The sequence below is a fragment of the Micromonospora sp. RHAY321 genome, from assembly GCF_023896955.1.
Lineage (GTDB): Bacteria > Actinomycetota > Actinomycetes > Mycobacteriales > Micromonosporaceae > Micromonospora.
On the sequence record NZ_JAMHIW010000006.1, the window covers coordinates 196,693 to 218,823 of the forward strand.

21 protein-coding genes are annotated in these 22,131 nt (G+C 72.6%); 10 read left to right on the forward strand and 11 right to left on the reverse strand.

Translation table 11 applies throughout. From position 1 onward, the window contains the following. Nucleotides 1-16 precede the first annotated feature (16 nt). The 6 genes from M8C17_RS16420 to folP all read right to left on the reverse strand — a co-directional run bounded on the left by M8C17_RS16420 (nucleotide 17) and on the right by folP (nucleotide 4,103). Nucleotides 17-325: a hypothetical protein gene (locus M8C17_RS16420; RefSeq protein ID WP_252417340.1), complete on the reverse strand. Its 309-nt coding sequence runs from the start codon at nucleotides 323-325 to the stop codon at nucleotides 17-19. Between the two features lie 52 nt (nucleotides 326-377). Further along, nucleotides 378-1,592 (reverse strand): ABC transporter permease, encoded by a 1,215-nt coding sequence (locus M8C17_RS16425; RefSeq protein WP_252417341.1) that lies wholly within the window; start codon nucleotides 1,590-1,592, stop codon nucleotides 378-380. 119 nt (nucleotides 1,593-1,711) lie between these two features. Further along, entirely contained in the window at nucleotides 1,712-2,251 is a 540-nt protein-coding gene (locus tag M8C17_RS16430) for a DUF3180 domain-containing protein (RefSeq protein ID WP_252417342.1), read from the reverse strand. Nucleotides 2,252-2,270: 19 nt separating this feature from the next. Beyond that, nucleotides 2,271-2,798 (reverse strand): 2-amino-4-hydroxy-6-hydroxymethyldihydropteridine diphosphokinase, encoded by a 528-nt coding sequence (gene folK / locus M8C17_RS16435; protein ID WP_252417343.1) that lies wholly within the window; start codon nucleotides 2,796-2,798, stop codon nucleotides 2,271-2,273. Continuing rightward, nucleotides 2,795-3,160 carry a dihydroneopterin aldolase gene (folB, locus tag M8C17_RS16440; protein WP_252417344.1) on the reverse strand — a complete coding sequence of 122 codons (366 nt, stop codon included), beginning with the start codon at nucleotides 3,158-3,160 and terminating at the stop codon, nucleotides 2,795-2,797. Before folB ends, folK begins: the two co-directional genes overlap by 4 nt. Nucleotides 3,161-3,233: 73 nt before the next feature. After that, a complete protein-coding gene (folP, locus tag M8C17_RS16445; protein ID WP_252417345.1) occupies nucleotides 3,234-4,103 on the reverse strand; it encodes a dihydropteroate synthase in 870 nt (289 codons plus the stop codon). Between the two features lie 356 nt (nucleotides 4,104-4,459). Between folP and M8C17_RS16450 the strand changes: the two genes are divergently transcribed. The 7 genes from M8C17_RS16450 to M8C17_RS16480 are packed head-to-tail and all read left to right on the forward strand — an operon-like array spanning nucleotide 4,460 to nucleotide 12,843. Further along, a complete protein-coding gene (locus M8C17_RS16450; protein ID WP_030327982.1) occupies nucleotides 4,460-4,774 on the forward strand; it encodes a hypothetical protein in 315 nt (104 codons plus the stop codon). Between the two features lie 13 nt (nucleotides 4,775-4,787). Further along, the gene (locus tag M8C17_RS16455; RefSeq protein WP_252417346.1) at nucleotides 4,788-5,150 is read left to right on the forward strand and encodes a hypothetical protein; all 363 of its coding nucleotides are present in this window, start codon (nucleotides 4,788-4,790) and stop codon (nucleotides 5,148-5,150) included. Nucleotides 5,151-5,199: 49 nt separating this feature from the next. Next, a complete protein-coding gene (locus M8C17_RS16460; RefSeq protein WP_252417347.1) occupies nucleotides 5,200-8,544 on the forward strand; it encodes an ATP-binding protein in 3,345 nt (1,114 codons plus the stop codon). Nucleotide 8,545: 1 nt separating this feature from the next. Continuing rightward, the gene (locus M8C17_RS16465) at nucleotides 8,546-10,501 is read left to right on the forward strand and encodes an MFS transporter (protein WP_252417348.1); all 1,956 of its coding nucleotides are present in this window, start codon (nucleotides 8,546-8,548) and stop codon (nucleotides 10,499-10,501) included. Next, nucleotides 10,498-11,055: a hypothetical protein gene (locus M8C17_RS16470; protein ID WP_252417349.1), complete on the forward strand. Its 558-nt coding sequence runs from the start codon at nucleotides 10,498-10,500 to the stop codon at nucleotides 11,053-11,055. The genes M8C17_RS16465 and M8C17_RS16470 overlap by 4 nt, the downstream gene beginning before the upstream one ends. Continuing rightward, nucleotides 11,052-12,227 carry a M23 family metallopeptidase gene (locus M8C17_RS16475; RefSeq protein ID WP_252417350.1) on the forward strand — a complete coding sequence of 392 codons (1,176 nt, stop codon included), beginning with the start codon at nucleotides 11,052-11,054 and terminating at the stop codon, nucleotides 12,225-12,227. The genes M8C17_RS16470 and M8C17_RS16475 overlap by 4 nt, the downstream gene beginning before the upstream one ends. 13 nt (nucleotides 12,228-12,240) lie before the next feature. Next, the gene (locus tag M8C17_RS16480; protein ID WP_252417351.1) at nucleotides 12,241-12,843 is read left to right on the forward strand and encodes a hypothetical protein; all 603 of its coding nucleotides are present in this window, start codon (nucleotides 12,241-12,243) and stop codon (nucleotides 12,841-12,843) included. 2 nt (nucleotides 12,844-12,845) lie between these two features. Here the strand turns inward: M8C17_RS16480 and M8C17_RS16485 are convergent, their stop codons facing one another. Beyond that, a complete protein-coding gene (locus tag M8C17_RS16485; RefSeq protein ID WP_252417352.1) occupies nucleotides 12,846-13,412 on the reverse strand; it encodes a hypothetical protein in 567 nt (188 codons plus the stop codon). A 195-nt stretch (nucleotides 13,413-13,607) separates the two neighbouring features. On the opposite strand from M8C17_RS16485, the gene M8C17_RS16490 reads away from it, so the two are divergent. Beyond that, entirely contained in the window at nucleotides 13,608-16,157 is a 2,550-nt protein-coding gene (locus M8C17_RS16490; protein ID WP_252417353.1) for an FtsK/SpoIIIE domain-containing protein, read from the forward strand. 28 nt (nucleotides 16,158-16,185) lie between these two features. Next, the gene (locus M8C17_RS16495) at nucleotides 16,186-16,905 is read left to right on the forward strand and encodes a hypothetical protein (protein WP_252417354.1); all 720 of its coding nucleotides are present in this window, start codon (nucleotides 16,186-16,188) and stop codon (nucleotides 16,903-16,905) included. A 91-nt stretch (nucleotides 16,906-16,996) separates the two neighbouring features. On the opposite strand, the gene folE is transcribed toward M8C17_RS16495, so the two are convergent. The 4 genes from folE to M8C17_RS16515 all read right to left on the reverse strand — a co-directional run bounded on the left by folE (nucleotide 16,997) and on the right by M8C17_RS16515 (nucleotide 21,012). Next, entirely contained in the window at nucleotides 16,997-17,662 is a 666-nt protein-coding gene (folE, locus tag M8C17_RS16500) for a GTP cyclohydrolase I FolE (protein WP_252417482.1), read from the reverse strand. Between the two features lie 35 nt (nucleotides 17,663-17,697). After that, complete coding sequence (ftsH, locus tag M8C17_RS16505) at nucleotides 17,698-19,719, reverse strand: ATP-dependent zinc metalloprotease FtsH (RefSeq protein WP_252417355.1); 2,022 nt, start codon at nucleotides 19,717-19,719, stop codon at nucleotides 17,698-17,700. Between the two features lie 467 nt (nucleotides 19,720-20,186). Further along, a complete protein-coding gene (hpt, locus tag M8C17_RS16510) occupies nucleotides 20,187-20,762 on the reverse strand; it encodes a hypoxanthine phosphoribosyltransferase (RefSeq protein WP_252417356.1) in 576 nt (191 codons plus the stop codon). Between the two features lie 100 nt (nucleotides 20,763-20,862). Then, nucleotides 20,863-21,012, reverse strand: a complete 150-nt coding sequence (locus M8C17_RS16515; protein ID WP_252417357.1) for a hypothetical protein — start codon at nucleotides 21,010-21,012, stop codon at nucleotides 20,863-20,865. A gap of 138 nt (nucleotides 21,013-21,150) precedes the next feature. Here M8C17_RS16515 and M8C17_RS16520 point away from each other — a divergent pair, with 138 nt between their 5' ends. Then, a complete protein-coding gene (locus tag M8C17_RS16520) occupies nucleotides 21,151-22,113 on the forward strand; it encodes a GlxA family transcriptional regulator (protein ID WP_252417358.1) in 963 nt (320 codons plus the stop codon). Nucleotides 22,114-22,131: the final 18 nt, after the last annotated feature.

Here is a 22,131-nt window from a genome sequence, read left to right on the forward strand (position 1 = left end):
GGCTGCCCCGACCGGCTCAGTGCTTCAGCAGGTAGTCGATGAAGGCTGCCCGCAGCAGTGGCGCCGACTCCTCGTAACCGTGACCCGTCAGCTCCCGCCACAGCGCGGCGGCCTCGTCGATCGTCGGGCCGATCGAGTTGGGCGCGCCGTCCAGGACCGTCGCCTCGTCCGCGTTCGGCAGACGCCGCAGCACCGACCAGAAGAAGCCCACGTCGCGGTGCTCCCGGGCCCGGGCGAACGCCCGCTCCCGCAGCTCCTCGGTGGACAGCAGGTCGAGCTCCTGGAACGAGGCTCCGCCGGGGGTGGCGGCAGGTGTGTCGGTCATGCCGCCGAGCCTAACCGTCGAGATCAGCTCCGGCTCGCGGACGCGACACGGCTCACCGGTCATCGGCGTCCCACCGGCGCGGGCTGTCCTCCCAGCGCGGATCCCGCCACGGATCGACCTGCTGGGGCGCGGCGGGCGTCGGCAGCGTAGGGGGCCAGTTGTCGACCGGCTGCGACAGCGGCACGGTCCAGCCCGTGCTGATCGTGCCGTCGCCGACCGGTTCCGGCCTGTCGGTGCTGCCCGGCCGGGGCCGCCCGAACGTCTCGACCAGTCGGGTGACCAGCAGCCCGACGCCGAGCGCCACACCGCCGACCGTCCAGGTGTCCACCGTCCAACCGCGCGCCCGCGCGTACGCCTGGAAGACGGCGACCAGGCCGACCGCCAGCAGGGTCCCGAACACACCGCCCCGGCGGCCGAACGCGCTGGTGCCGCCGAGCAGGGCCACCCCGATCGCCAGCACGGTCCAGTCCAGCCCGGACGTCGGCGCGACCGGCCCGGGGCCGTTGGCGGCGAGCAGCACTCCGGCGAGAGCGGCCAGCACGGTCGAGCCGATCAGCGCGACGGCGGTGACCACGGCGGCCACCACTCCCCGGCGGCGGGCCGGATCCGTGACCGGCCGGTACCGGCCGACCAGCCGACGGATCGCCCGGATCGCGCCGAACAGCCCTCCGAGGACCGCGACCGCCGCGAACCCGGCGAAGAGGTAGCCGGCGCTACGCCCCGGGTCGTAGTCGCCCTGCACCAGCACGGGCGCCGACCGGCGTTCGATGTACACCACCACGCCGGCGGCGCCGGCCAGGCTGGCGGCCCAGCCGGGCACGTGCAGCACCACCACGGCCAGCGCCAGCGCCAGCCCGCCCAGCGCGGCGACCGCGATGGCCGGGCCCACGGAATCCCGCAGGCCCTGGTCGCCCTGCTCCGCGTAGTGCAGTGCGGCGGCGACCGCGATCGGCCCGACGGCCAGGTTCGGGGCGGCGGTGCGCAGGCTCAGCCCGGCGGCGAGAGCGAGCAACCCCAGCCCGACCGCACCGACCAGCAGCGTGCGCAGGCCCGCGCCGCGCAGCGCGGCCGGGTCGGCCCGCCAGAGCAGCCAGCCCAGGACGGCGAGACCGACCAGCAGCAGGATCTCCCAGAACACGTGCACGCCGACCCGGTCCCGGCCGGGCTCGCCGTGGGTGGGGTCGTCGAAGACGTTCTCCAGAACGGCGGCGGGCACCCCGGACGAGGGCTCCGCCGACCGGTCCCGGCCCGTTTCTTCGTACGCCATGACGCTGCCTCCCCGCTGGCCGGCCCTCCCCGGTCCCGCGCGCGGACGGACCGGGGGCGGCCGTTGCTCTCCGGTCGCAGGCACCGTACCCGCGCCCGGAGCCGGGCGTAACCCCCTGCTCAGCGCTGGCCGGGGCGGCTCTCCCGCTGGTCGGGCTCGCGCTCGTCGTCCGGGCGCTCCGGCACCCGGCAGGAACGCTCCAGCCAGAGTGCGGCGCCGACCAGCGCCAGTGAGGCGAGCAGGCCAGCGCCGGCGGCCGGACGATCCTCCGTGGCGGCCCGGGTGGTCTCGACGAAGAGCCAGCCGGTGAGCCCCGCGTAGAAGCCGGCGAAGATGGACGCGGCCAGCGCCGACGCCTTGGCGAGCACCACGAACCGGGCCACCATCAGCGGGTTCACCGGATCCCGGCCGGGCTTGCGCTCGATGCGGCCCCGCGTGTTGACCGCCGCGTACCCCTCCAGCACGGCGAGCCCGGCCAGCGTCACCACCGGCAGCCAGGGCAGCCGGGGGATGCCGCTGTAGTAGAGGGTGCTGATCAGCAGCCACGCCACCGCCGCCGCGGCCAGGGCGGCCACGACCAGAGTGGAGATGCGGGTGGGGCCCATCCGTGACCGGTCCGGGCCCGGCCCGCCCGGTGGTGGGGACTTCGCCTGCGTCATGCCGGCCGGCTCCGCTCGGTCATGCCGTCGACTCTAACGCCAACTCCGGCCGGGGACGCAGATCCAGCGCGTCCTGGGCCGCCGGGCCGGTGGTGAGCAGGTCGGTCAGCCAGCCGTGCCCGGGCAGCCGCCCGTACGGCTGGATGTCGATCCACGGCCGCAGCACGAAGGCGCGCAGGTGCGCCCGGGGGTGCGGCAGGGTCAGCTCGGGATCGTCGCTGAGCACCGGCTCGTCGTCGTCACCCCAGACCGCGATCACATCCACGTCGAGGGTGCGTGGCCCGAACCGCCGCTGTGGGTCACGGACCCGGCCGGCAGCGTGCTCCGCGGCCCGCGCCCGCTCCAGCCAGTCGCGCGGGGCGGCGGCGTCGTCCTGTGCCAGCAACACCGCGTTGAGGTACGCGGGCTGGTCGGCGTCGCCCCACGGTGGAGTCTCGTACACCCCGGACAGCACCAGCACGCTGTCGCCGAGCGTGGCGACGGCCGTGCGCAGATGGCCCAGCCGGTCGCCCAGGTTGCTGCCGAGCGACAGCACGGCCCTGGTCACCGGGCACGCGCCCGGGTCATGGTGACGGCGACGTCGGTGAACGTGTGCGGCACCGGGGCCTCCGGCTTGTGCACGGTGATCGTGGCGGTGTCGACCCGCTCGTCGGCCAGGCAGACCGTGAGCAGCCGGTCCGCGAGGGTCTCGATCAGGTTCACCGGCTCACCGGTCACCACCGCGACCAGGCGTTCGGCCAACTCGCCGTAGTGGACGGTGGCGGTGACGTCGTCGCTGGCGGCGGCCGGGGCGAGGTCCAGTTCGAGGGTCGCGTCGACCACGAAGTCCTGCCCCTGGGCGCGTTCGAAGTCGTACACCCCGTGCCGGCCGCGGGCCCGCAGGCCGGTGAGCTGGATCCGGTCGGTCATCGCATCCCCTCTCGCCGGTCGGCCACCCGACCGGTCGCTGCCGCAGCCGTCGGGCGCACCCGACGTGGGCCGGTCATTCGGGCCGCCCCGGGCCGACCCGCGTCGGGGCCAGCCGCGGACGCCCGGTGGCGACCCACACGGCGAGCGCGTCGGCGGTGGCGCGCACGTCGTGCACGCGTACCCCCCAGGCGCCTGCCGCCACGGCCAGCACGCTGGTGGAGACGGTGGCCGCCTCCCGCTGCGCGGTGGGCCGCGGCGTGCCGTCCGGGCCGGCGAGCAGCCGTCCGAGATAGGACTTGCGGCTGGCCCCGAAGAGCAGCGGGTACCCCAGGTCCAGCAGCTCCGGCAGGCGGGCGCTGAGTTCCCAGTTGTGTGCGGCCGTCTTGGCGAAACCGAGGCCGGGGTCGACGATGATGCGGTCGGCCGCCACACCGGCGGCCAGCGCCGCGTCGATCCGCTGTGCCAGCTCGGCCCGGACGTCGGCCACCACGTCGGTGTAGCTGGCCAGCTCGCGCATCTGCCGGGAGTGACCCCGCCAGTGCATCAGCACCCAGGGACAGCCGGCGTCGCGGACCACCCGGGCCATGTCCGGGTCGGCCAGCCCACCGGAGACGTCGTTGACCACCGCAGCGCCAGCGCCCAGGGCGGCCTCGGCGACCCGTGCCCGGCTGGTGTCGATGCTGACCCGAACCCCGGCGGCGGTCAGCTCCCGGATGACCGGCAACACACGGTCGGCCTCGGTTTCCGAGTCGATCCGCTCGGCGCCCGGACGGGTCGACTCGCCGCCGACGTCCACCAGGTGCGCCCCGGCGTCGCGCAGACGGACGCCATGTCCGACGGCAGCGTCGAGGTCGGCGTACCGTCCGCCGTCGGAGAAGGAGTCCGGCGTGACGTTGAGGACGCCCATCACCACCGGGCCCGGAGCCCGTACCAGATCGGTCACGACTAGACGGTACCGGTCGCGGCGACGGCGCCCACCGACCCGGGTCGGCCCTCGCCTCACCACCTCTGACGTGCACATTGGAACAGGTGTACGATCGGTCGTCCGGGCACGATCGGGCAGTCCCGTCACGGCTTGTCGCAATCCGGGGCGGCCCGTACGCTTTGGAATTGGCCAGCATCGAGATGGCGAAGCGTGGAGGGAGGGCCGAAGCGGGGAAAATCCGCCCAAAGCTCGCCACTCTCCGTGGTGAGTAACGAACGCAGGGTCGAGAACGCTGCGCCCTGCGAGCACATTTCCCGCCAGGCTTGCCTAATGCACCGCCGCGGCACCGCCGGCCGCGCTATGGGGAGGTTCCAGTGATCGCCTTCGAGCTCATGGAGACGGCGTCGTCCGGCGTCGCCCACGCGCTCTCCACCCTGGCGTCGGCTCCACTCGCCGAGCCGGCACCGAAGGGGATCGACACCAACAGTGTGGTCACCTTCTTCGCCAGCAAGATCGCGCCGATCCTGCTGGCCGTCCTGGGCGTCATCTTCATCGGCCGAGCCAGCCGGGGCGAGATCTCCAAGGTCCTGACCAGCTCCGCCATCGCCATCGTCGGGCTGGCCTTCATCGCCGGCGCGGCCACACTCTTCTTCGTCGGCGATTACCTGATCGACCTGATCTTCGAATAGGCGCGGTCATCAGATGCGGCTGCGCACCGACGACGACATCTACCGGGCCCGCCTGGTCTACCTCGGGCCGCCCGGTTACACCCTTCCGGTCCATCTGCCGTACGCCCAGTACGGGCTCTTCATGCTGCTCGTCCCCCTCTACATGTTCATCCACTGGCTGTTCACGCTGAATGTCGAGCTGTTCCCCGCCTGGGAGATCGCGCTCGCCATCGTGACCACGTCGTTCATCTTCCGGCACGTCGACCCGGATCGGCCGGCGCGGGTTGTCATCCGCACCGCACTGACCGACTGGCGACGCACCCGGGAGCCGGCGATCGAGCAGCGCGACCCGCGCCTGGTCGGCAGCCGGATCAGGATTCGGGAGGAGCTGGCATGACCGGGCGTACGCCGATCGGTCCGTCGCACGACGCGGGTGAGGCGGTCGCATGAGTCGCTCTTCCACGCCGGGGTCCCCGGCCGGCCACCCGGCCGGGCCGGCAGGTCACCGTGCGCAGTCATTTGACTACACCGACACCGAGGACGAGGTGGCGCTGGATCCCGCGCTGGTGACCTCTCCCGGTCACGGCGCGGTCGGCGTCTTCCAGGCGCCCCGACCGGTGCCGCGCCGGACGCCACCCGCCGAGCCCACCGCCGTGTCGGCAGGCGAGAACGCCGACATCGACTCCCCGTTCCTGGACCTCTTCGGCGCGTCCCGGCCCGGCGGAGCACGGGCCGTGACCGCCGGCCCGGCCACCCGGGAGCAGCCGGCGATCCCCCAGCAGCCGCCCGCCGCCCAGCCGACCCGTCGGGTGCCCGACCCAGAGCCATCATGGACAGCCGACCAGTCCACCGACGTCGGACGACCCATCGAGCCGCGGCGCGCGGCCGGCGGTCCCGCCGTCGAGTCCCGCGTGCCACACCAGGCCGGCGACCGGCTGCCGATGCTCCGCCCACCCCACGAGCCCGACCCGACGGCCGGAGGCGCATCGCCGTCGTCGGCCAACGGTCCGGCGACCCTGCCAGCCAACTCGGCGCCTTCGGCACGGGCGGCCGAGCCGGCCAGCGCCGTACCGGCGGACCGGCCGGCCCTGGAACGCGCGCCGAGGCGTGGCGCCCCAGGCCGGCCCACCGCGGTCGGTGCCGAGCAGACCGGGCGGGAGGTGGCCACACCCCGCCAGCGCCCGGCGGCCCGGCCGGACAAGCCGACCCGCGTCCGCGCCCCGAAGATCAAATTCGGGGACCGGGACCCGTCGGTCGAGCTGGCCATCACCGAGATCGCCGGCCACCTGACCTTCACGCCGAACACCGTCACCGCCTGGTACTGGCTACCCGAGGTGCGCTGGGCCTTCCGGCCCGACGCCGAACGCGAGGCGCTGCTGTCGGCGATCTCCGAGCAGTACGCCGGCCTGGCGGGCTTCCGGCTGCACCTGCGCCGCACCACCCGCCCGTTCCCCGCCGACGAGTGGGCGCGCACCATCGACGCACACACGCCGGCACCGCTTCCTGACGTGCCCGGCACCGCCGGCTGGGCCGACCACCTGGTCGCCGCGCAGCGGCACCTGATGGCGGTCAACCACGCCGAGGGCCAGACCTACCTCGGCGTCACCTTCGCCCGCCGGTCGCTCGGCGACTCGCTCACCGAGCGGTTGCTGCGCACCTTCGGCCGGGGCACCGCCGAGGGCGAACGCCGCAAGCTGGGCCGCACCGTCGAGCAGTTCGACGAGGTGCTCGGCGCGTTCGGCATGCGCGGCCGACGCGTCACCGCACAGGAGCTGGAATGGCTGCTCTACCGGTCGGTGGCGCTGTGCATGGCGCCGCCCGGCCGGCTCTCGCCCGTGACCGACGGGCGCTGGGAACGCGGTGACCTGCTCGCCATGACCGAACAGGTCGAGCGCTACCGCACCCCGTACGGCTCGACCGTCAAGCTGGTCAACCGGATGACCGGCGAGGAACGGCACGTCGCCGTGCTCGCCGTCGGCCGGATGGAACCCCTGGAGATTCCGGAGCGGCACGAGCCCTGGCTGCACTTCCACGAGCGGCTGCCATGGCCGATGGAGATCTCCACCCGGGTCGACATCCTCGGCTCCGGCGACTCGTTCCGCAATCTCGAACACCGGCTCCGGATGATCCGCTCCCAGCAGCTCGACTACGCCGAGCACGGCATCGACGCCCCGCCCGAGCTGGAACGACTGGCCAAGCGGGCACTGGTGATCGGCGACGAGATGACCACCGGGCTGCCCGTCGACTCGGCCCGCGCACACGGCTGGCACCGCATCGCGGTCGGCGGCCGGACCAGGGAGGAGTGTCTGGAGCGGGCCCGCCGGCTCATCCAGCTCTACTCCCGGGAGCTGCGCATCTCGCTCCAGCACCCGAAGAACCAGGACTGGCTGGCCCGCGAGTTCATCCCCGGCGAGCCGATCGCCAACACCGGCTACGTCCGCCGGATGCCCGTCCCGCTGCTCGCGGCCGCGCTCCCCCAGGCCGCCTCCAACGTGGGCGACCGGCGGGGCGACCTGATCGGCCGCACCGCGGGCACCTGCCGCCGGCCGGTCTTCCTCGACCTGCACTTCCCCATGGAGGTACGGGAACGCTCGGGGCTCGCGGTCTTCGTGGCCGAGCCGGGCGGTGGCAAGTCCACCCTGCTCGGCGCACTCGGCTACCTCGCCGCCCGACGGGGCGTCCAGGTGACCCTGCTCGACCCGTCCGGGCCGCTGGCCCGGCTCTGCGCCATGCCCGAGCTACGGCCGTACTCCCGGGTGCTGAACCTGACCGGCTCGGAGCACGGCACCCTGGCGCCGTACTCCCTCATCCCGACGCCACTCCGCAGCGAGTTCGGTGCCGGGGCCGCCGGTGACCGGGAGTTCGAGATCGCGGTCTCCAACGCGCGGGCCGAACGGCGGATGCTCGTCCAGGACATCTGCATGATGCTCGTGCCACCGCAGGTGGCCCGGGAGGCGTCCACCGCCACCCTGTTCCGGCACGCGGTCCGCCAGGTCCCCGCCGAGGAGACGTCCACGCTGGACGACGTCGTGAGCTGCCTCGGGCGGCTCGACGACGACGCCGGCAAGGAGCTGGCCAACCTGCTGCTGGACACCGCCGAGATGCCGCTGGCCATGCTCTTCTTCGGCCGGCCACCGGAAGGGCTGCTCGGCGCCGACGCGGCCCTCACGGTGATCACCATGGCCGGGCTGCGACTGCCCGACCTCAAGATCGAACGGGAGTACTGGTCCGCCGAGGAGGCACTCGCCCTGCCGATGCTGCACACCGCGCACCGGCTCGCCGTCCGACGCTGCTACGGCGGGTCGATGTCCTCGCGCAAGCTCGTCGGCCTGGACGAGGCCCACTTCATGGAGGGCTGGCGGTCAGGACGTTCGTTCCTGGTCCGACTCGCCCGGGACTCCCGCAAGTGGAACCTGGCCGCCCTCGTCGCCTCCCAGAACCCACGCGACATCCTCGGCCTCGACGTCCAGAACCTCGTCTCCACCGTCTTCGTCGGCCGGATCGCCGAGGACGCCGAGATCGCCTCCGAAGCGCTACGGCTGCTGCGGGTACCGGTCAACGACGGTTACGAAGCCACCCTGGCCTCGCTCTCCGCCGCCGACACCAGCTCGGCCGCCCGGCTCGGCTTCCGCGAGTTCGTGATGCGCGACGTCGACGGGCGGGTGCAGAAGGTCCGGGTCGACGTCTCGTACGTCGAAGGGCTGCTGGACCACCTCGACACGACGCCCGCCGCGATCGCCGCAGCGGCCGGAGTGCTGCCGAGCATCCCCCTGCCGGATCTGGAGGCGTGACATGGCGAGGGCCCGGGCACGGATCGCGGCGTTCCTGCTCGCCCTCGGCGTACTGGCCGGGGCCTCTCTCACCTGGCCACTGATCGGCGCGGAGGCCGCGGCCGCCGCCCCGCCGGCCGCCCAGGCCCGCGCCGACCTCTGCACGACCCAGGAGTGGCAGGCCGACTTCCGGACCTGCGTGAACAAGCTCAAGGAGGTCAGCGAGACCGAGGTCACCTGCCGCAATGCGCCGACCCCCGGTACGCCGGACTCGGGGCTCGCCGGCTGGTTCGCCGGTCGGCCGGACTCCGCCAAGCAGCCCGGCCCGAAGGGGCTCTACAGCGACTACGGCTATGCCGGCTACAGCTATCCGACGTACGACATCCCCGGCGGCTGTGCGTCGTCGGTCCTGCACCCGGACTACAAGTTCACCACCACCGTGGCCAACGGCGAATTCATGATCGCCACCGCGATCATCGGCGCCTCGAACGCGCTGCGGGAGCGGGCCTGGGACCCGAGTTCGATGTGGGGTTGGGCCGATCCCCTGGTCGAGCAGGCGACCAAGGCCGTCTACCAGAAGGTGTTCAGCGTCTTCGGAATCGTCACGCTCTGCGTGGTGGGGCTCTACCTGCTCTGGCGCTCCCGTCAGTCGGACATGAGCAACGCCATGACCACCGCTGGTTGGGCGCTGCTGGTCATGGTGGCGGTCACCGCGCTGGCCGCCTGGCCGGTCAAGTCGGCGAATATCGCCGACGGCACCCTGGTCACCACGCTGGGCGTGGTGCACGACGCCGTCGGTCCCGCAGCCCGCGACACCCCGCCGGATCAGTGTGACGATCCAAATCCTGAGGCTTGTAAGGACAACCGACCGCCCGCCGTGCGGGCCAGCGACACCGCCACCGAGGCGATGCTCTACCGCAACTGGCTGCGCGGGGTGCTCGGCTCGGCCGACAGCGAGACCGCTCGCAAGTACGGCCCCGCGCTCTACGACGCCAAGTCCCTCTCCTGGGAGGAGGCGGAGAAGCTGCGCGCCAACCCGGCTACCCGGAACGCGACGATCAAGGCGAAGCAGCAGCAGTGGGCACGGGTGGCTCAGCAGATCCAGACCGAGGATCCGGAGGCGTACGAGTACCTCCAGGGGGTGCGGGACATGGACCGGGTCGGCGCCGGCTTCATCGCCGTCCTGGCCTCGGTGCTCTTCGCCATGTTCGACCTGACCGCGTCGCTGCTGGTCCTGCTCGGTTTCCTGATCTTCCGGTGGGCGGTGATCGCGGCGCCGATCCTCGGCACCGTCGGCCTGCTCCGGCCCGCCAGCGCAGGGCTGCGGCGGCTCGCGAACGCCGTGGTCGCCGCAGTCTTCAACATCGCCATCTTCGGCACCGGGGCGGCCATCTACCTGTTCGCGGTTGATCTGATCATGAGCACGCCCACCCTGCCCGGCTGGCTCCAGGTGGTGCTGGTCTGGCTCTGCGGAGTGGTCGGCTGGCTGCTGCTGCGGCCGTACCGGCGGATCACGCAGCTCGGCGGCAAGGACAGCAGCGAGGCGGTCAGCTCGGCCGGGTCCTGGCACCGCCGGTTCTTCCGAGACATGCGGACCGCCGCACGGCTGGACGTGGCGGAACCCGGCGGCACGGCGGAGCCGATCGGGGGACGTCGTCAGTCGCCGGTCGCCGAGCGGACCTCGCTGCGCCCGGAGGCGCGGCAGGAAGACGTCGGCTCCGCGCCGACCCGCCCGACGGACGGCCAGCGCACCGGTACCGGGCGCCCGGACGGTAAGGAGCGTGCGGACGAGGTGCCAGCGGAGGAGACGGGCGGCCAGAACCGCCCGGTCCCGCCCCGGCCCCGCCGCCGGCAGCCGGCGACCTGGACCGAGCCGGACGTGCCGGCCGAGAACCCGTCATTCGTGGTCTACCGACCGGGCTCCGTCGAACAGACACCGGACCGCCCCGGACCACGGGTGCGCTCAGAGGCGCGGTGACCACGATGCGACGGGCACTGGAGTTTCTGGTCACCCGGGTGCTGCGGTCGCGGCTCGGGGTGGCGCTGGTGATCGCGGTGCTCGTCTTCGGCGTACTCGGAGCGGCCCGGCTGGTCTCCGGCCCCGGCGACCCGGGGATCGGATTGAGCAACCGACCGAACCAGCCGATCACCACTGTTGATCCCACGGCCGGCGACGACGGTCTGATCGCCACCGACGCACCGCCGTCGCCGGTGACCCGGCCGGGCGACCGCACGCCCGAACAGACCGCCGACCGGTTCGCCGCCGCCTGGCTCGGCCGGCCCGGAATGAACGCCGAACAGTGGCAGACCGGCCTGCGGCCGCTCTCCACCCCGGCGCTGACGGAGAAGCTGGCCGGCGCCGACCCCGGCGGAGTCCCGGCCGAGGAGGTCACCGGACCGCCGGTGGTGCAGTCGCGCACCGAGACGTTCGTCGAGGTGCTGCTGCCTCTCGACACCGGTCGGCTCCGACTGGAACTGGTCGCCGCGGACGGCGGTTGGCTGGTTGACGTTCTGGACTGGGAGCGCCCATGAACGACGGCAGGGCCACCGCCCCCCTCCGCCGGCCACTGCGGGTCGGCGTTCTCGCTTCAGTGCTGACCGGGGTGCTGCTTCTGCTCTGCTGCGCCGGCGGCACCGCGGCCTTCTTCCTCAGTGGTCTCAGCGGTGACGCGGAGGAGGGGGACACTCTGGCCAACGAGGACTGCGGCCCCGTGCGGCCGGTCGACATCGCCGGCAAGCTGCCCCGGTTCACCGAGTACGGCGACGCCCAGGTCCGTAACGCCGCGATCATCATCAAAGTCGGCCAGGACATGGGGGTGCCCTCGCGGGGATGGGTGATCGCCCTGGCCACGGCGATGCAGGAGTCCGGCCTCCGCAACCTGGCGAACAGTGGCGTGCCGGCGTCGCTGGCCCTGCCGCACGAGGGCGTCGGCGCTGACCACGACTCACTGGGCCTGTTCCAGCAGCGGCCAGGTTGGGGCACGGTCGCCGAGCGGATGACTCCTGCGTACACGGCCCGCAAGTTCTACGAAAAGCTCGTCGGGGTGCGGAGCTGGCGACAACGACCGCTGACCGCTGTCGCGCAGCAGGTCCAGATCAGCGCCTACCCGGACGCCTACGCCAAACACGAGGAGCTGGCCAGCCGGATGGTGAACGCGTTGTCCGGCGGCGCGGCCCGCACCGTTGAGATCAACGGCAAGGCGATATGCGACGCGGCCGAGGGTGGTCAGATCGCCGCCTCCGGCTGGACTGCCCCGATCCCCGGTCGGGTCGGCTCCGGCTTCCGGACCGCCAGCCGGCCTGGCCACGACGGGGTCGACATCGCGGCAGCCAAGGGCACCGAGATCCGCGCTGCGGCCGCCGGTCGGGTGCTGGTCGCGAAGTGCGACCCGGACAACAACAACCGACTGGACTGCGACGTGGACGGGTACCCCGACAAGGGCGGCTGCGGCTGGTTCGTCGACCTGCAGCACGCCGGTGGCTACATCACCCGGTACTGCCACATGGTGGTCAAGCCCCGCGTCCAGCTTAATCAGATGGTGGCGGCCGGCGAGGTGATCGGCCAGGTGGGCAGCAGCGGCAACTCCTCCGGTCCCCACCTGCACTTCGAGGTGCACCTACGCAACGACCGGACCAGCCGTGGCGCCATCGACCCGAATCAGTTCATGCGCGCGCGGGGTGCCCCGCTGCGCCGGCCGGCGTGAGGTCGACGAAGGCATGAACGAACCCCTGCCGGACCCGTTCGCGGACCAGCCGGACTGGGCGCCCCGGCCACCCCGACCGCTGGCGATCGTGCCCGCCACCGAGCGGGTGGAGCTGCGCGGACGGCGCGTGCTGGTCGGGCTTCCCGGGCTGGGCTGGCGGGGAGATCTGCGTGCCGACGACCGCGTGGTGCAGGGCGCCCGGACCTATGTGCCGGTGATTCCCGAGCACGAGTGGTACCGGGCCGAGGCCGATCAGGTCGAGGTGTTCGCGCCACTGGTCCCGGTGGACCGGGTCTGGGTGGAGACGCTCGGCGGCCGGCCGGGCCAGGACGCCTCCCCCAGCAGCACCGGCATCCGGCTGGTCTCGCTCGACGGCCCGGCTCACCGGTCCCCCACCCCGGTGTTCGAGGCGGACGCGGTGACCGGGCGCCGGGTGGTGCATGTCGAGGGCGCCCAGGAGCACCGCGACCTGCGCGCGGTCACTGAGACCTATTCGGGTGCCGAGGGTGACATCTGCGTCCGGATCACGCCCGAGGTGGAGTGGTACCGCTGGGCCTGGCGCGGCCAGTCACCCACCACCCTGGAGGTCCCGGTCCATCTGCTGTGGATCGAATGACGTCAACCGGCGCGTGTGCCGCCGCAGACCCGCCAGCCATCCTTGTCTTCGACAACGCTGAACACCCAGTTCTCTCGCCGGCTGCTCCTGGGAACGCCGTCGGCAGAGCCGGCAATGGTGAGCGTCGTACCGACGGATTCGCCCTCACTGGACGGAGTCCTGGTCAGCGGACCCCAGCTGACTCGCACGACCACGTCAAACTTCGTCTCACGCTGCTCGACCTCAAGACGGAGGTCCCGCATGGCCTGAAGCTCAGCACCGCCGCCGTCACAGGTGAAGAGATCGGCCCTCGTGTCGTTGCGATCCACGAGGAACGCGCGTAGATAGTTGTCCACCACCACGTCCGGCGCACTGCGGTCCGGGGCCGAGGCGCGGTCGTACAGCACATAACCGGTGATGAGAGCGCCGACGCAGAGCAGGGCGAGCACCCCACCGACCACCGTGAGCACCGTCCGCATCCGACGGCGTGGCGGCTGCGGCGCCGGCGTGGCCGGGGCCGGTGGCAACTGCTCGGACGGCGTCCGCTGGGCCGGTACGCGGGAGACCTGGGAACCGGCGGGGGGCTGCACTGATTCCACCTCCTGAAGTTATCGGCTGGACGCCCCGGAGCCAATGCCTCAGATCCAGCGGATCGTGACGGACCCCTCCCCACCGGTGAGATCCACGACAACACCGGCGCACCGCCGTGGCACCTCCCGGAGGAGATGCTCCGGCTGGGATACCGTCTCTGATCGGGGAGGGGTTGCCAACCTCGGGCAGAGGGGGTGGACGCGGTGGCCGGTCCGAAGGCACGCACGAACCGCGCCGCAGCTCTGCACCGCCGGGCGGCGGCTGTCGCGACCGCTGCCGCCGGCATCCTCGACGAGACCCGACCCGCCCCTGCCGATCAGCGCCGCCAGTACGAGGTGGCGGACCGGCTGCGGGCTGTGGCGGCAGGGCTGGCTCCGGGCTGGTCGGGCGCCGTACTGGACTCGCTCACCGTGGACTTCCCGGCGGGCGACGGCCCACCGCCCTTCGTCCGGGTCGGCACGGCGGCGCCGCTGGACGATGCCCGCTTTCCCGCTCTGGTGCCGCTGTTCGGCACCGGGCACCTGTGCGTCGACACCGATGCCCGGGAGCCGCGGGTGGCGGGGTTGCTGCGGGCCGTGCTGCTGCGGTCGTTGGGCGGGGCGCCAGCGGGCGCCCTGCTGGTCCGCGCGGTGGACGCCACCGGTGCCGTGCTCGCCCCGTTCGGGGCGCTGGCCGACGCCGGCCTGTTGCCGCCTCCGGCGGTGGACGTGGCGGGCCTGCGCGCGGTGCTGACCGAGGCGGAGCAGTGGGTCACCCCGGGTGCGAGCGGACCGCGTCGACATGACCGGACGCTGCTGCTGGTGGTCGCCGCGCTCCCGGAGCGGACCGGCCCCACCGACCTGGCACGGATCGAGGCGCTGGCCGAGCGGGGTCCGTCGGCCGGGCTGCACCTGGTGGTGGCCGGCTGGCCTCCCACCGGGCGGGCACCGCTGCCGCACGCCACACCACTGGTGCTGCGCAACGCGTACGCGCTGCTCGGCGATCCACCGGCGGCGTCGTTCGCCAGCCCCGGCGCTGATGCGCCGGGCGGGCTGAACTCACCGGTCTTCGTCGAGGCGGATCCGCCGGCGGAACTGGTGGACGCGGTCTGCCGGCGGCTCGCCGCGCAGGTGGAGGCGGGCTCCCGGTTGGCCCTCTCGGATCTGCTTCCGGTGACGGGTGAGCAGCTGTGGTGTTCGGATCCGGTGGACGGCTTGACCACCACGGTCGGTGACGCCGGTGGCAGGCAGGTGTCGCTGGGCTTCACCGAGCTGACCCCGCACTGGCTGGTGAGTGGCCGGTCCGGGGCGGGCCGTGCCGCGTTCCTGACGACCGCGCTGCTCGGGCTGGCGGCCCGGTACGGCCCCGACGACCTGGCGCTCTACCTGGTGGATCTCGGCGACGGCGAGTCCTTCGTGGAGTTCCTGCAGACCGAGCGGGACCGGTCCTGGGTTCCGCAGGTGCGGGCTGCCGCGATGGCCGCCGACCGGGAGTACGTCCGGGACCTGCTCGACCAGTTGACGGCCGAGGTGCAGCGCCGGGCGGAGGCGGGCGCACGGGCCGGTGGGCAACGGTTCGCGGAGTTGCGCCAGCACAAGCCACTGCCTCGGATCGTCTGTGTGCTGGACAATGTGCCGCTGCTCTTCGCCGAGCGGGACCGGCTGGCCGCGGAGGTGGCCGCCCAGCTGGACGGGTTGGCCCGCACCGGCCGGGCGTACGGCGTCCACCTGGTGCTGGCCGGCGCGGGTGAGTTGGGGTTGAGTGCCCGCGCGGACGCTGGGCACCGGGATTCGGTGCTGGGGCAGTTCCCGGTGCGGGTGGCGTTGCCGGGCGGTGGCCCGGTGCTGGAGCCGACCAACGATTCGGCGGCCGGTCTGCCGGTGGGCAGCGCGGTGGTGAACACCGCTGGCGGGCTCGGCGGCCCTCGGGGCGCGATCCGTGGTCACGAACGGCTGATCCGCCACCCCGATCCGCAGGACCACCCGGAGGTGGTGGAGCGGCTGCGGCACGAGCTGTGGACGGCCCGGCCGGCCGGGTCGGTGCCGCCGGTGGTCTTCGCCGGCTATGCCCGGCCGCTGCTCGCCAACGATCCGCGACACCGGGCGGCGTTGGCCGGGCAGGCCCACGGGCCGGCCGCCCTGCTCGGCAGAGCGGTGGACGTGGCCCGCTCGACGGTCGCCGTACCCCTGGGTCCCGCTGCGGGGCGCAACCTGGCGGTGCTGGGGTCGGGTCCGGCGGCGGGTGGCCTGCTGGCGACGGCGGCCCGGAGCACCGGCGACCACCATCAGCCGGGCACCGCCCGGTTCCTGGTGGCGGCGCCGGACCCGGGCGCCCGACCGCTGGCGGAGTCGTTGACGGCGGAGCTGACCGCCCGGCATCCGGCCACCATGGTCGACCTGTCGACGCTGCTCGCGGACGGGGACACGGCTCTGCCCACGTACCTCGTGGTCTTCGGGCTGGACCGGCCAGGGCCCCGGGAGCTGCCGGTGGACCGCCTGCGGGCGCTACTGCGGGACGGACCGCCGGCGGGCCGCCACCTGCTGGGCTGGTGGCGGGCGGTGCCGCCGTTCGCCGCGCTGCTGGAGCCGGAGGGCGAGGTGGACAAGCTCGCCGCGGTGGCCGTGCTGGACGTGCCGACGGCCCAGCTCACTGCGGTCTTCGGTCGGCCGGTGGAGTGGCGGGCGCGCCCCGACCGGGCGGTGCTCTGGGATGGTCCGGACGAGCGGGGCACGGTCCTGGTGCCGTTCGCCGACGAGGCCGGGTGATCCGGTGGTGCGGGCGGGAGGTGTCGGCATGGGTCCGAAGACGACGGTGACCGGGCCGGGTCGGCAGCGGGTCGCCGAGCCCGGCGTGGACGTCGCGCCGGTCGGCGCGGAGCCGGTGCCGGCCTGGTCGGAGTACCTCGCCGCCGCCCGCCAGTTGGACGGTGTACGCCGCAGCGCGGCCGCTGCCGCCGGTGAGCAGGCCCGCTCCGCGGAGGCTGCCCGGGAGGAGCTGACGATCGTCCGCACCGGTCTGGCGAGCCAGCAGGAGCGGCTGCGTGAGCTGGGCGTACCGGCGATCTCGCTGGTGCCGTCCCCACCGGAGTTGACCGAGGCCGCCCGGTCGATGGCCGGCGGCCCGGCGGCCGTGCTGGCGGCGCTGCGCGTGGCACGCGGGCAGGCCGAGGCGGCTGACGCGGCACTGGCCGCGCGCCGCCGGGTGCGCCCGGGGTCCTGGCCCGCGCGGCCCCGCAACCTCCTGGTGTACGGGCCGTTGGCGCTGCTGGTGCCCCTGATCCAGGTCGTGGTGTACGTGGCGACCGGCGCGGGCGCGGCGAGCGTGGCCGCGTTGATCTGTGGGCTGCCGATGCCGGCGGTCGCCTTCGTGGCCGCCTGGGTGGGTGTCGGGCGGGTGTTCCGGGCCGGCCCGGGTGAGCGGCTGGATCGCACGGTGCGCTTCGGTGCGCTGGTCTGCCTGGTGCCGGCGGTGCTGGTCACGGCCGGCCTGTTGCTGGCCCTGCTGGCGGGCTGACCGACCGCACCGGGCCGGAGGACGCGGGTTCGGCGACGAAACGGCCGGCCGTCCCGGAAGGGGTCGGCCGGCCGTTCGCGTGTCCGGTGTGTCAGCGGGGGATGATCAGCGCCATCGCCTCGGCCCGCGACTTGGAGTCCGTCTGCAGGATGCCGCGCACCGCCGACGTGATGGTCTTGGCTCCCGACTTCTGGATGCCGCGCATCGCCATGCACATGTGCTCGCACTCCAGCACGACCACGACGCCGCGCGGGGCGAGCTTGCTCATCAGCAGGTCGGCGACCTGGGAGGTGAGTCGCTCCTGCACCTGCGGCCGGCGGGCGAAGACCTCGACCAGCCGGGCCAGCTTGGACAGACCGGTGATCCGTCCGTCCGGCCCGGGGATGTAGCCGATGTGCGCGCTGCCGCGGAACGGCAGCAGGTGGTGCTCACAGAGGCTCATCACGTCGATGTCGCGGACGATCACCAGCTCTTCGTGGTTGGCCTCGAAGGTGGTGCTGAGCACCTGGGCCGGGTCGACCCGCAGGCCGGCGAAGAGCTCGGCGTACGCCCGGGCGACCCGGGCGGGGGTCTGCTGGAGCCCGTCCCGGTCCGGGTCCTCGCCGACCGCGATCAGGATCTCCCGGACCGCCTTCTCGATGCGGCCGAGGTCGATGGCGTCCTCGATCGGCCTGCCGGTCAACTTGCCGCTGATCAGCCGGGCGGCCACGTAGTCCAGCCCGTCGTCGCCGTCGGGCTCGGTCGCGGAGACGGCCAGCTCCCGGTGCGGGGAGCTGGCCGTCGAGTCGTTGCTCAGTGCGTACCGTCCGAGTTGTTCGATCCGGTGGAGCCGCCGCCGACCGCCGCCTGCGCGCCGTCGGCCTGGGCCTGTGCCTTGAGCTTGTCCTTCTCCGCGGGCGTGAGCACGGGCGGCTCGGTGGAGGGCTGGCGCTTGCCGAAGCCGTTGTACGGCGCCAGCGGCGGGCGCTTGACCACCCGCGCGCAGATCCGGGCCATGTCGGCGGTGGAGAGGGTTTCCTTCTCCATCAGCTCGAGCACGATGCTGTCCAGGACGTCCCGGTACTCGACCAGAATCTCCCAGGCCTCGTCGTGCGCCAGCTCGACCAGCGCCCGCATCTCGCCGTCGATCTCTGCGGCCACCGAGTCCGAGTAGTCCCGCTCGTGGCCCATGTTGCGGCCGAGGAACGGCTCGTCCCCGCTGGTGCCGTACTTGATCGCACCGAGCTTGGAGCTCATGCCGTACTGGGTGATCATCGCGCGGGCCAGTTGGGTGGCCTTCTCGATGTCGTTGCCGGCACCCGTGGTGGGCTCGTGGAAGACCAGTTCCTCGGCGGCCCGACCGCCCAGCGCGTACGCCAGGGTGTCGATCATCTCGGCGCGGGTCTGGGTGTACTTGTCCTCCGTGGGGAGCACCAGGGTGTGGCCCAGCGAGCGGCCACGCGACAGGATCGTCACCTTGTGCACCGGCGCGGCGTGCGGCAGCGCCCAGGCGACCAGCGCGTGCCCACCCTCGTGGTACGCGGTGATCTTCTTTTCCTGGTCGCTCATCACCCGGGTCCGCCGCTGCGGACCGGCGATCACACGGTCGATCGACTCTTCGAGCGAGTCGTTGCTGATCGCCCGCTGGTCCTTGCGGGCGGTGAGCAGGGCCGACTCGTTGATCACGTTGGCCAGGTCGGCGCCGCTGAAGCCCGGGGTACGCCGTGCCACCGAGTCGAGGTCGACGTCGGGGGTGAACGGCTTGCCCTTGGCGTGCACCCGCAGGATGGCCTTGCGACCCTCCATGTCGGGGGCGTCCACCGGGATCTGCCGGTCGAACCGGCCCGGACGCAGCAGCGCCGGGTCGAGGATGTCCGGCCGGTTGGTGGCCGCGATCAGGATGACCCCGCCCTTGGTGTCGAAGCCGTCCATCTCGACGAGCAGCTGGTTGAGCGTCTGCTCGCGCTCGTCGTGACCGCCGCCCATGCCGGCGCCACGGTGCCGGCCGACGGCGTCGATCTCGTCGACGAAGACGATCGCCGGGGCGTTCGCCTTGGCCTGCTCGAAGAGGTCACGGACTCGGCTGGCGCCGACACCGACGAACATCTCGACGAAGTCGGAACCAGAGATGGAGTAGAAGGGCACCCCGGCCTCGCCGGCGACCGCGCGGGCCAGCAGAGTCTTGCCGGTGCCGGGCGGGCCGAACAACAGCACGCCCTTCGGGATCTTGGCGCCCAGGGCCTGGTACTTCGCCGGGTTCTGCAGGAAGTCCTTGATCTCGTGCAGCTCCTCGACGGCCTCCTCGGCACCCGCGACGTCCGCGAAGGTCGTCTTCGGAGTGTCCTTGGTGATCATCTTCGCCTTGGACTTGCCGAAGTTGAGCACCCGGGAGCCGCCGCCCTGCATCTGCGACATGAAGAACAGCAGCAGGAGCACGAGCAGCGCGATCGGCAGCAGGTTGACCAGCAGGCTCACCCAGATGCTGTCCGACGAGACCTTGGCGTCGGCCGGGCCGGTGACCCGGTTGTTCGCCTTGGCGTCCAGCACCTCGTTCCAGACCTGGTCGCCGGCCTGGTACGGGAACTGGGCCTCGATCTTGTTGGTGGTGGTCTCGCCGAACTTCGTCTTCTGGGCCAGGTCGAGCTGGAGCGTCTGCTCCTTGTCCTGGAAGACGACCTTATTGATCTTGGCGGTGTGGAGCTGGTCGAGCGCAACGGAAGTGTCCACGCGGTGGTAGCTGGGACCAGCGGTGAACAACTGACTGAGCACAACGGCGCCGAGGATGACCAGGATGATCCAGACCACCGGTCGGCGGAAGAAACGCGTACGTTCCATACTGTTGTCGAGCGCCGGAGCGCCCGCATCCTCCTGATCGACGTCCTGACCGTCTGATGGTGTTGCCGCGATGAGCGGCGGCCGGAGCCGCCGTGCGGGCCGGCCTCGACCCCGAAGCGCGCAAACTGCCGCGCCGCGGTCATTCGACGGTACACCGTGTACGCGAGGAGTGAGCTTGCGAGCCCCGCACTCGGCGCACGTTCGCCATCGACGGCGCGCACCGTGGGCAGGCTCGCCAGCCCCGCACCGACACGTACGGCGGGTCCGGGCAGAAGCCGGCGTGGCGGAGAGTCCGGCCCGCCCACCCGAACGCCCGGTCACGCGGTCGAGGGGGTCGGGCGCGGATGAGCCTCCGCGCCACCGTGCTCCACGGTAACCGCAACACCTGAGAGTGCGCTGAACGTCGGCTTGACGGATGCCGATGCGAGTTGGCCTCACGCCGCCCGGGCGCGCGGGCCGAGCCGCCGTCAGTTGCGGGCGTACACCTCGGGCTTGAGCACCCCGACGTACGGCAGCTCCCGGTAGCGCTCACCGAAGTCCAGGCCGTAGCCGACCACGAACTCGGTCGGGATGTCGAAACCGACGTACTTCACCGGGACGGGCACCTTGACCGCGTCCGGCTTGCGGAACAGCGCGACCACCTCGACGCTCGCCGCGGAACGGGACTCCAGGTAGCGCAGCAGCCAGGAAAGGGTCAGCCCGGAGTCGACGATGTCCTCGACGACCACCACGTGCCGGCCGGCGATGTCCCGGTCCAGGTCCTTGAGGATGCGGACCACGCCGGAGGAGGTGGTGCCCTGGCCGTAGGAGGAGATGGCCATGAAGTCGAGTTCGGCCGGGGGGCCGTTGCGGCCCAGCGCCCGGGCGAAGTCGGCCATGAACATCACCGCGCCCTTGAGCACGCAGACCAGCAGCAGCCCGTCGCCCACGTGGGCGTAGTCCGCGGAGACCTGCTTGGCCAGTTCCGCCGTCTTCTCGCGGATCTGCGCCTCGGAGATGATCACGTGGTCGATGTCGGCGTCGTACCAGGAGCCATCAGCCATGACTCCTAGCCTGCCGTACGTCGGATGGCCTCCGTCGGCGGGGCCGCACCTTTTGGCGCGGTCCCGCCAGGGATTTTCGCCGCAAAAACCACCAAACACATCAGCTGGTACGGGACCGCCAGCGGCGGCCGTCATCGCTGGGCTTCCAGTCGGCCGAATCGTGGCTGTCGGCGGTGAGGCCGGAGGCCGAGGCGGCGACGAGCAGGACGAGGAACAGGAGGAAGAGCAGGAACTCCATGGCGGCGCTCACTTTCGCATGATTGCTGTCGGTTTCGCCGCCGGTGCGCACCGGACTGAGACCAGTCTGCGACGACTCGCGCCGACCGGACAGCGGCAGAGATGCCATCGGGCATCGATTTCCTGCCACCTGTTGGGTTACCCTCGTCACATGCTTCGCTCCGTGGCCGTCCTCGCCCTCGACCAGGTCGCTCCGTTCGAGCTCGGCGTGCTCGCCGAGGTGTTCGGCACCGACCGGACGGCCGACGGATTCCCCGGTTACCGCTTCCACGTGTGCAGCCCGGACGGCGCGCCCGTACGCACCTCGTCCGGCTTCCACCTCACCCCGCACGCCGATCTCGGCCCGGTGGAGGACGCTGACCTGGTGGCCGTACCGGCCCACAGCCAGGGCACCACCGTCCCGGGTCCGGTGCTCGACGCCCTACGCCGGGCCGACGCGCGCGGCGCGTACCTGTTCAGCGTCTGCTCGGGGGCCTTCCTGCTCGGCGAGGCCGGGCTGCTGGACGACCGGGAGTGCACCACCCACTGGCGGTACGTGGACGAGCTGCAGGACCGGCACCCGCGCGCCCGGGTCCGCTGCAACTCGCTCTACGTCCAGGACGGTCGCCTGCTCACCAGCGCCGGCACCGCGGCCGGCATCGACGCCTGCCTGCACCTGATCCGCCAGGAGCACGGCTCGGCCACCGCGACCCGGCTGGCCCGGCGGATGGTCGTCCCGCCGCACCGCGACGGCGGCCAGTCGCAGTACGTCGAGGCGCCCATCCCGAAGGCCCCCGAGGCGCCCACCCTGGAGCCGGTGCTGGAGTGGCTGATGGGGCACCTGGACCGGACGATCACGGTGGAGGAGCTGGCCGCCAGGGCCGGCATGGCGCCCCGCACGTTCGCCCGGCGGTTCCGGGCCGAGACCGGCACCACCCCGCACGACTGGCTCACCAACCAGCGGGTGCTGCTCGCCCGGCGGTTGCTGGAGGAGACCCCGCTGAGCGTGGAGGCGGTCGCCGACCAGGCCGGCTTCACCGACGCGGCGGCACTGCGCCACCACTTCAGCCGCCGCGTCGGCGCCACCCCGCACAGTTACCGGACCACCTTTCGCGACCGGGCGCACAGCGCCTGAAGCCAGCCGGCACCGCCT

Bases quoted from the DNA above. Each gene is read 5' to 3' on its own strand.
- M8C17_RS16420 (WP_252417340.1), bottom strand. From the start codon at position 325: ATGACCGACACACCTGCCGCCACCCCCGGCGGAGCCTCGTTCCAGGAG.
- M8C17_RS16425 (WP_252417341.1), bottom strand. From the start codon at position 1,592: ATGGCGTACGAAGAAACGGGCCGGGACCGGTCGGCGGAGCCCTCGTCC.
- M8C17_RS16430 (WP_252417342.1), bottom strand. From the start codon at position 2,251: ATGACGCAGGCGAAGTCCCCACCACCGGGCGGGCCGGGCCCGGACCGG.
- folB (WP_252417344.1), bottom strand. From the start codon at position 3,160: ATGACCGACCGGATCCAGCTCACCGGCCTGCGGGCCCGCGGCCGGCAC.
- M8C17_RS16455 (WP_252417346.1), top strand. From the start codon at position 4,788: ATGCGGCTGCGCACCGACGACGACATCTACCGGGCCCGCCTGGTCTAC.
- M8C17_RS16460 (WP_252417347.1), top strand. From the start codon at position 5,200: ATGAGTCGCTCTTCCACGCCGGGGTCCCCGGCCGGCCACCCGGCCGGG.
- M8C17_RS16465 (WP_252417348.1), top strand. From the start codon at position 8,546: ATGGCGAGGGCCCGGGCACGGATCGCGGCGTTCCTGCTCGCCCTCGGC.
- M8C17_RS16475 (WP_252417350.1), top strand. From the start codon at position 11,052: ATGAACGACGGCAGGGCCACCGCCCCCCTCCGCCGGCCACTGCGGGTC.
- M8C17_RS16480 (WP_252417351.1), top strand. From the start codon at position 12,241: ATGAACGAACCCCTGCCGGACCCGTTCGCGGACCAGCCGGACTGGGCG.
- M8C17_RS16495 (WP_252417354.1), top strand. From the start codon at position 16,186: ATGGGTCCGAAGACGACGGTGACCGGGCCGGGTCGGCAGCGGGTCGCC.
- ftsH (WP_252417355.1), bottom strand. From the start codon at position 19,719: ATGGAACGTACGCGTTTCTTCCGCCGACCGGTGGTCTGGATCATCCTG.
- hpt (WP_252417356.1), bottom strand. From the start codon at position 20,762: ATGGCTGATGGCTCCTGGTACGACGCCGACATCGACCACGTGATCATC.
- M8C17_RS16520 (WP_252417358.1), top strand. From the start codon at position 21,151: ATGCTTCGCTCCGTGGCCGTCCTCGCCCTCGACCAGGTCGCTCCGTTC.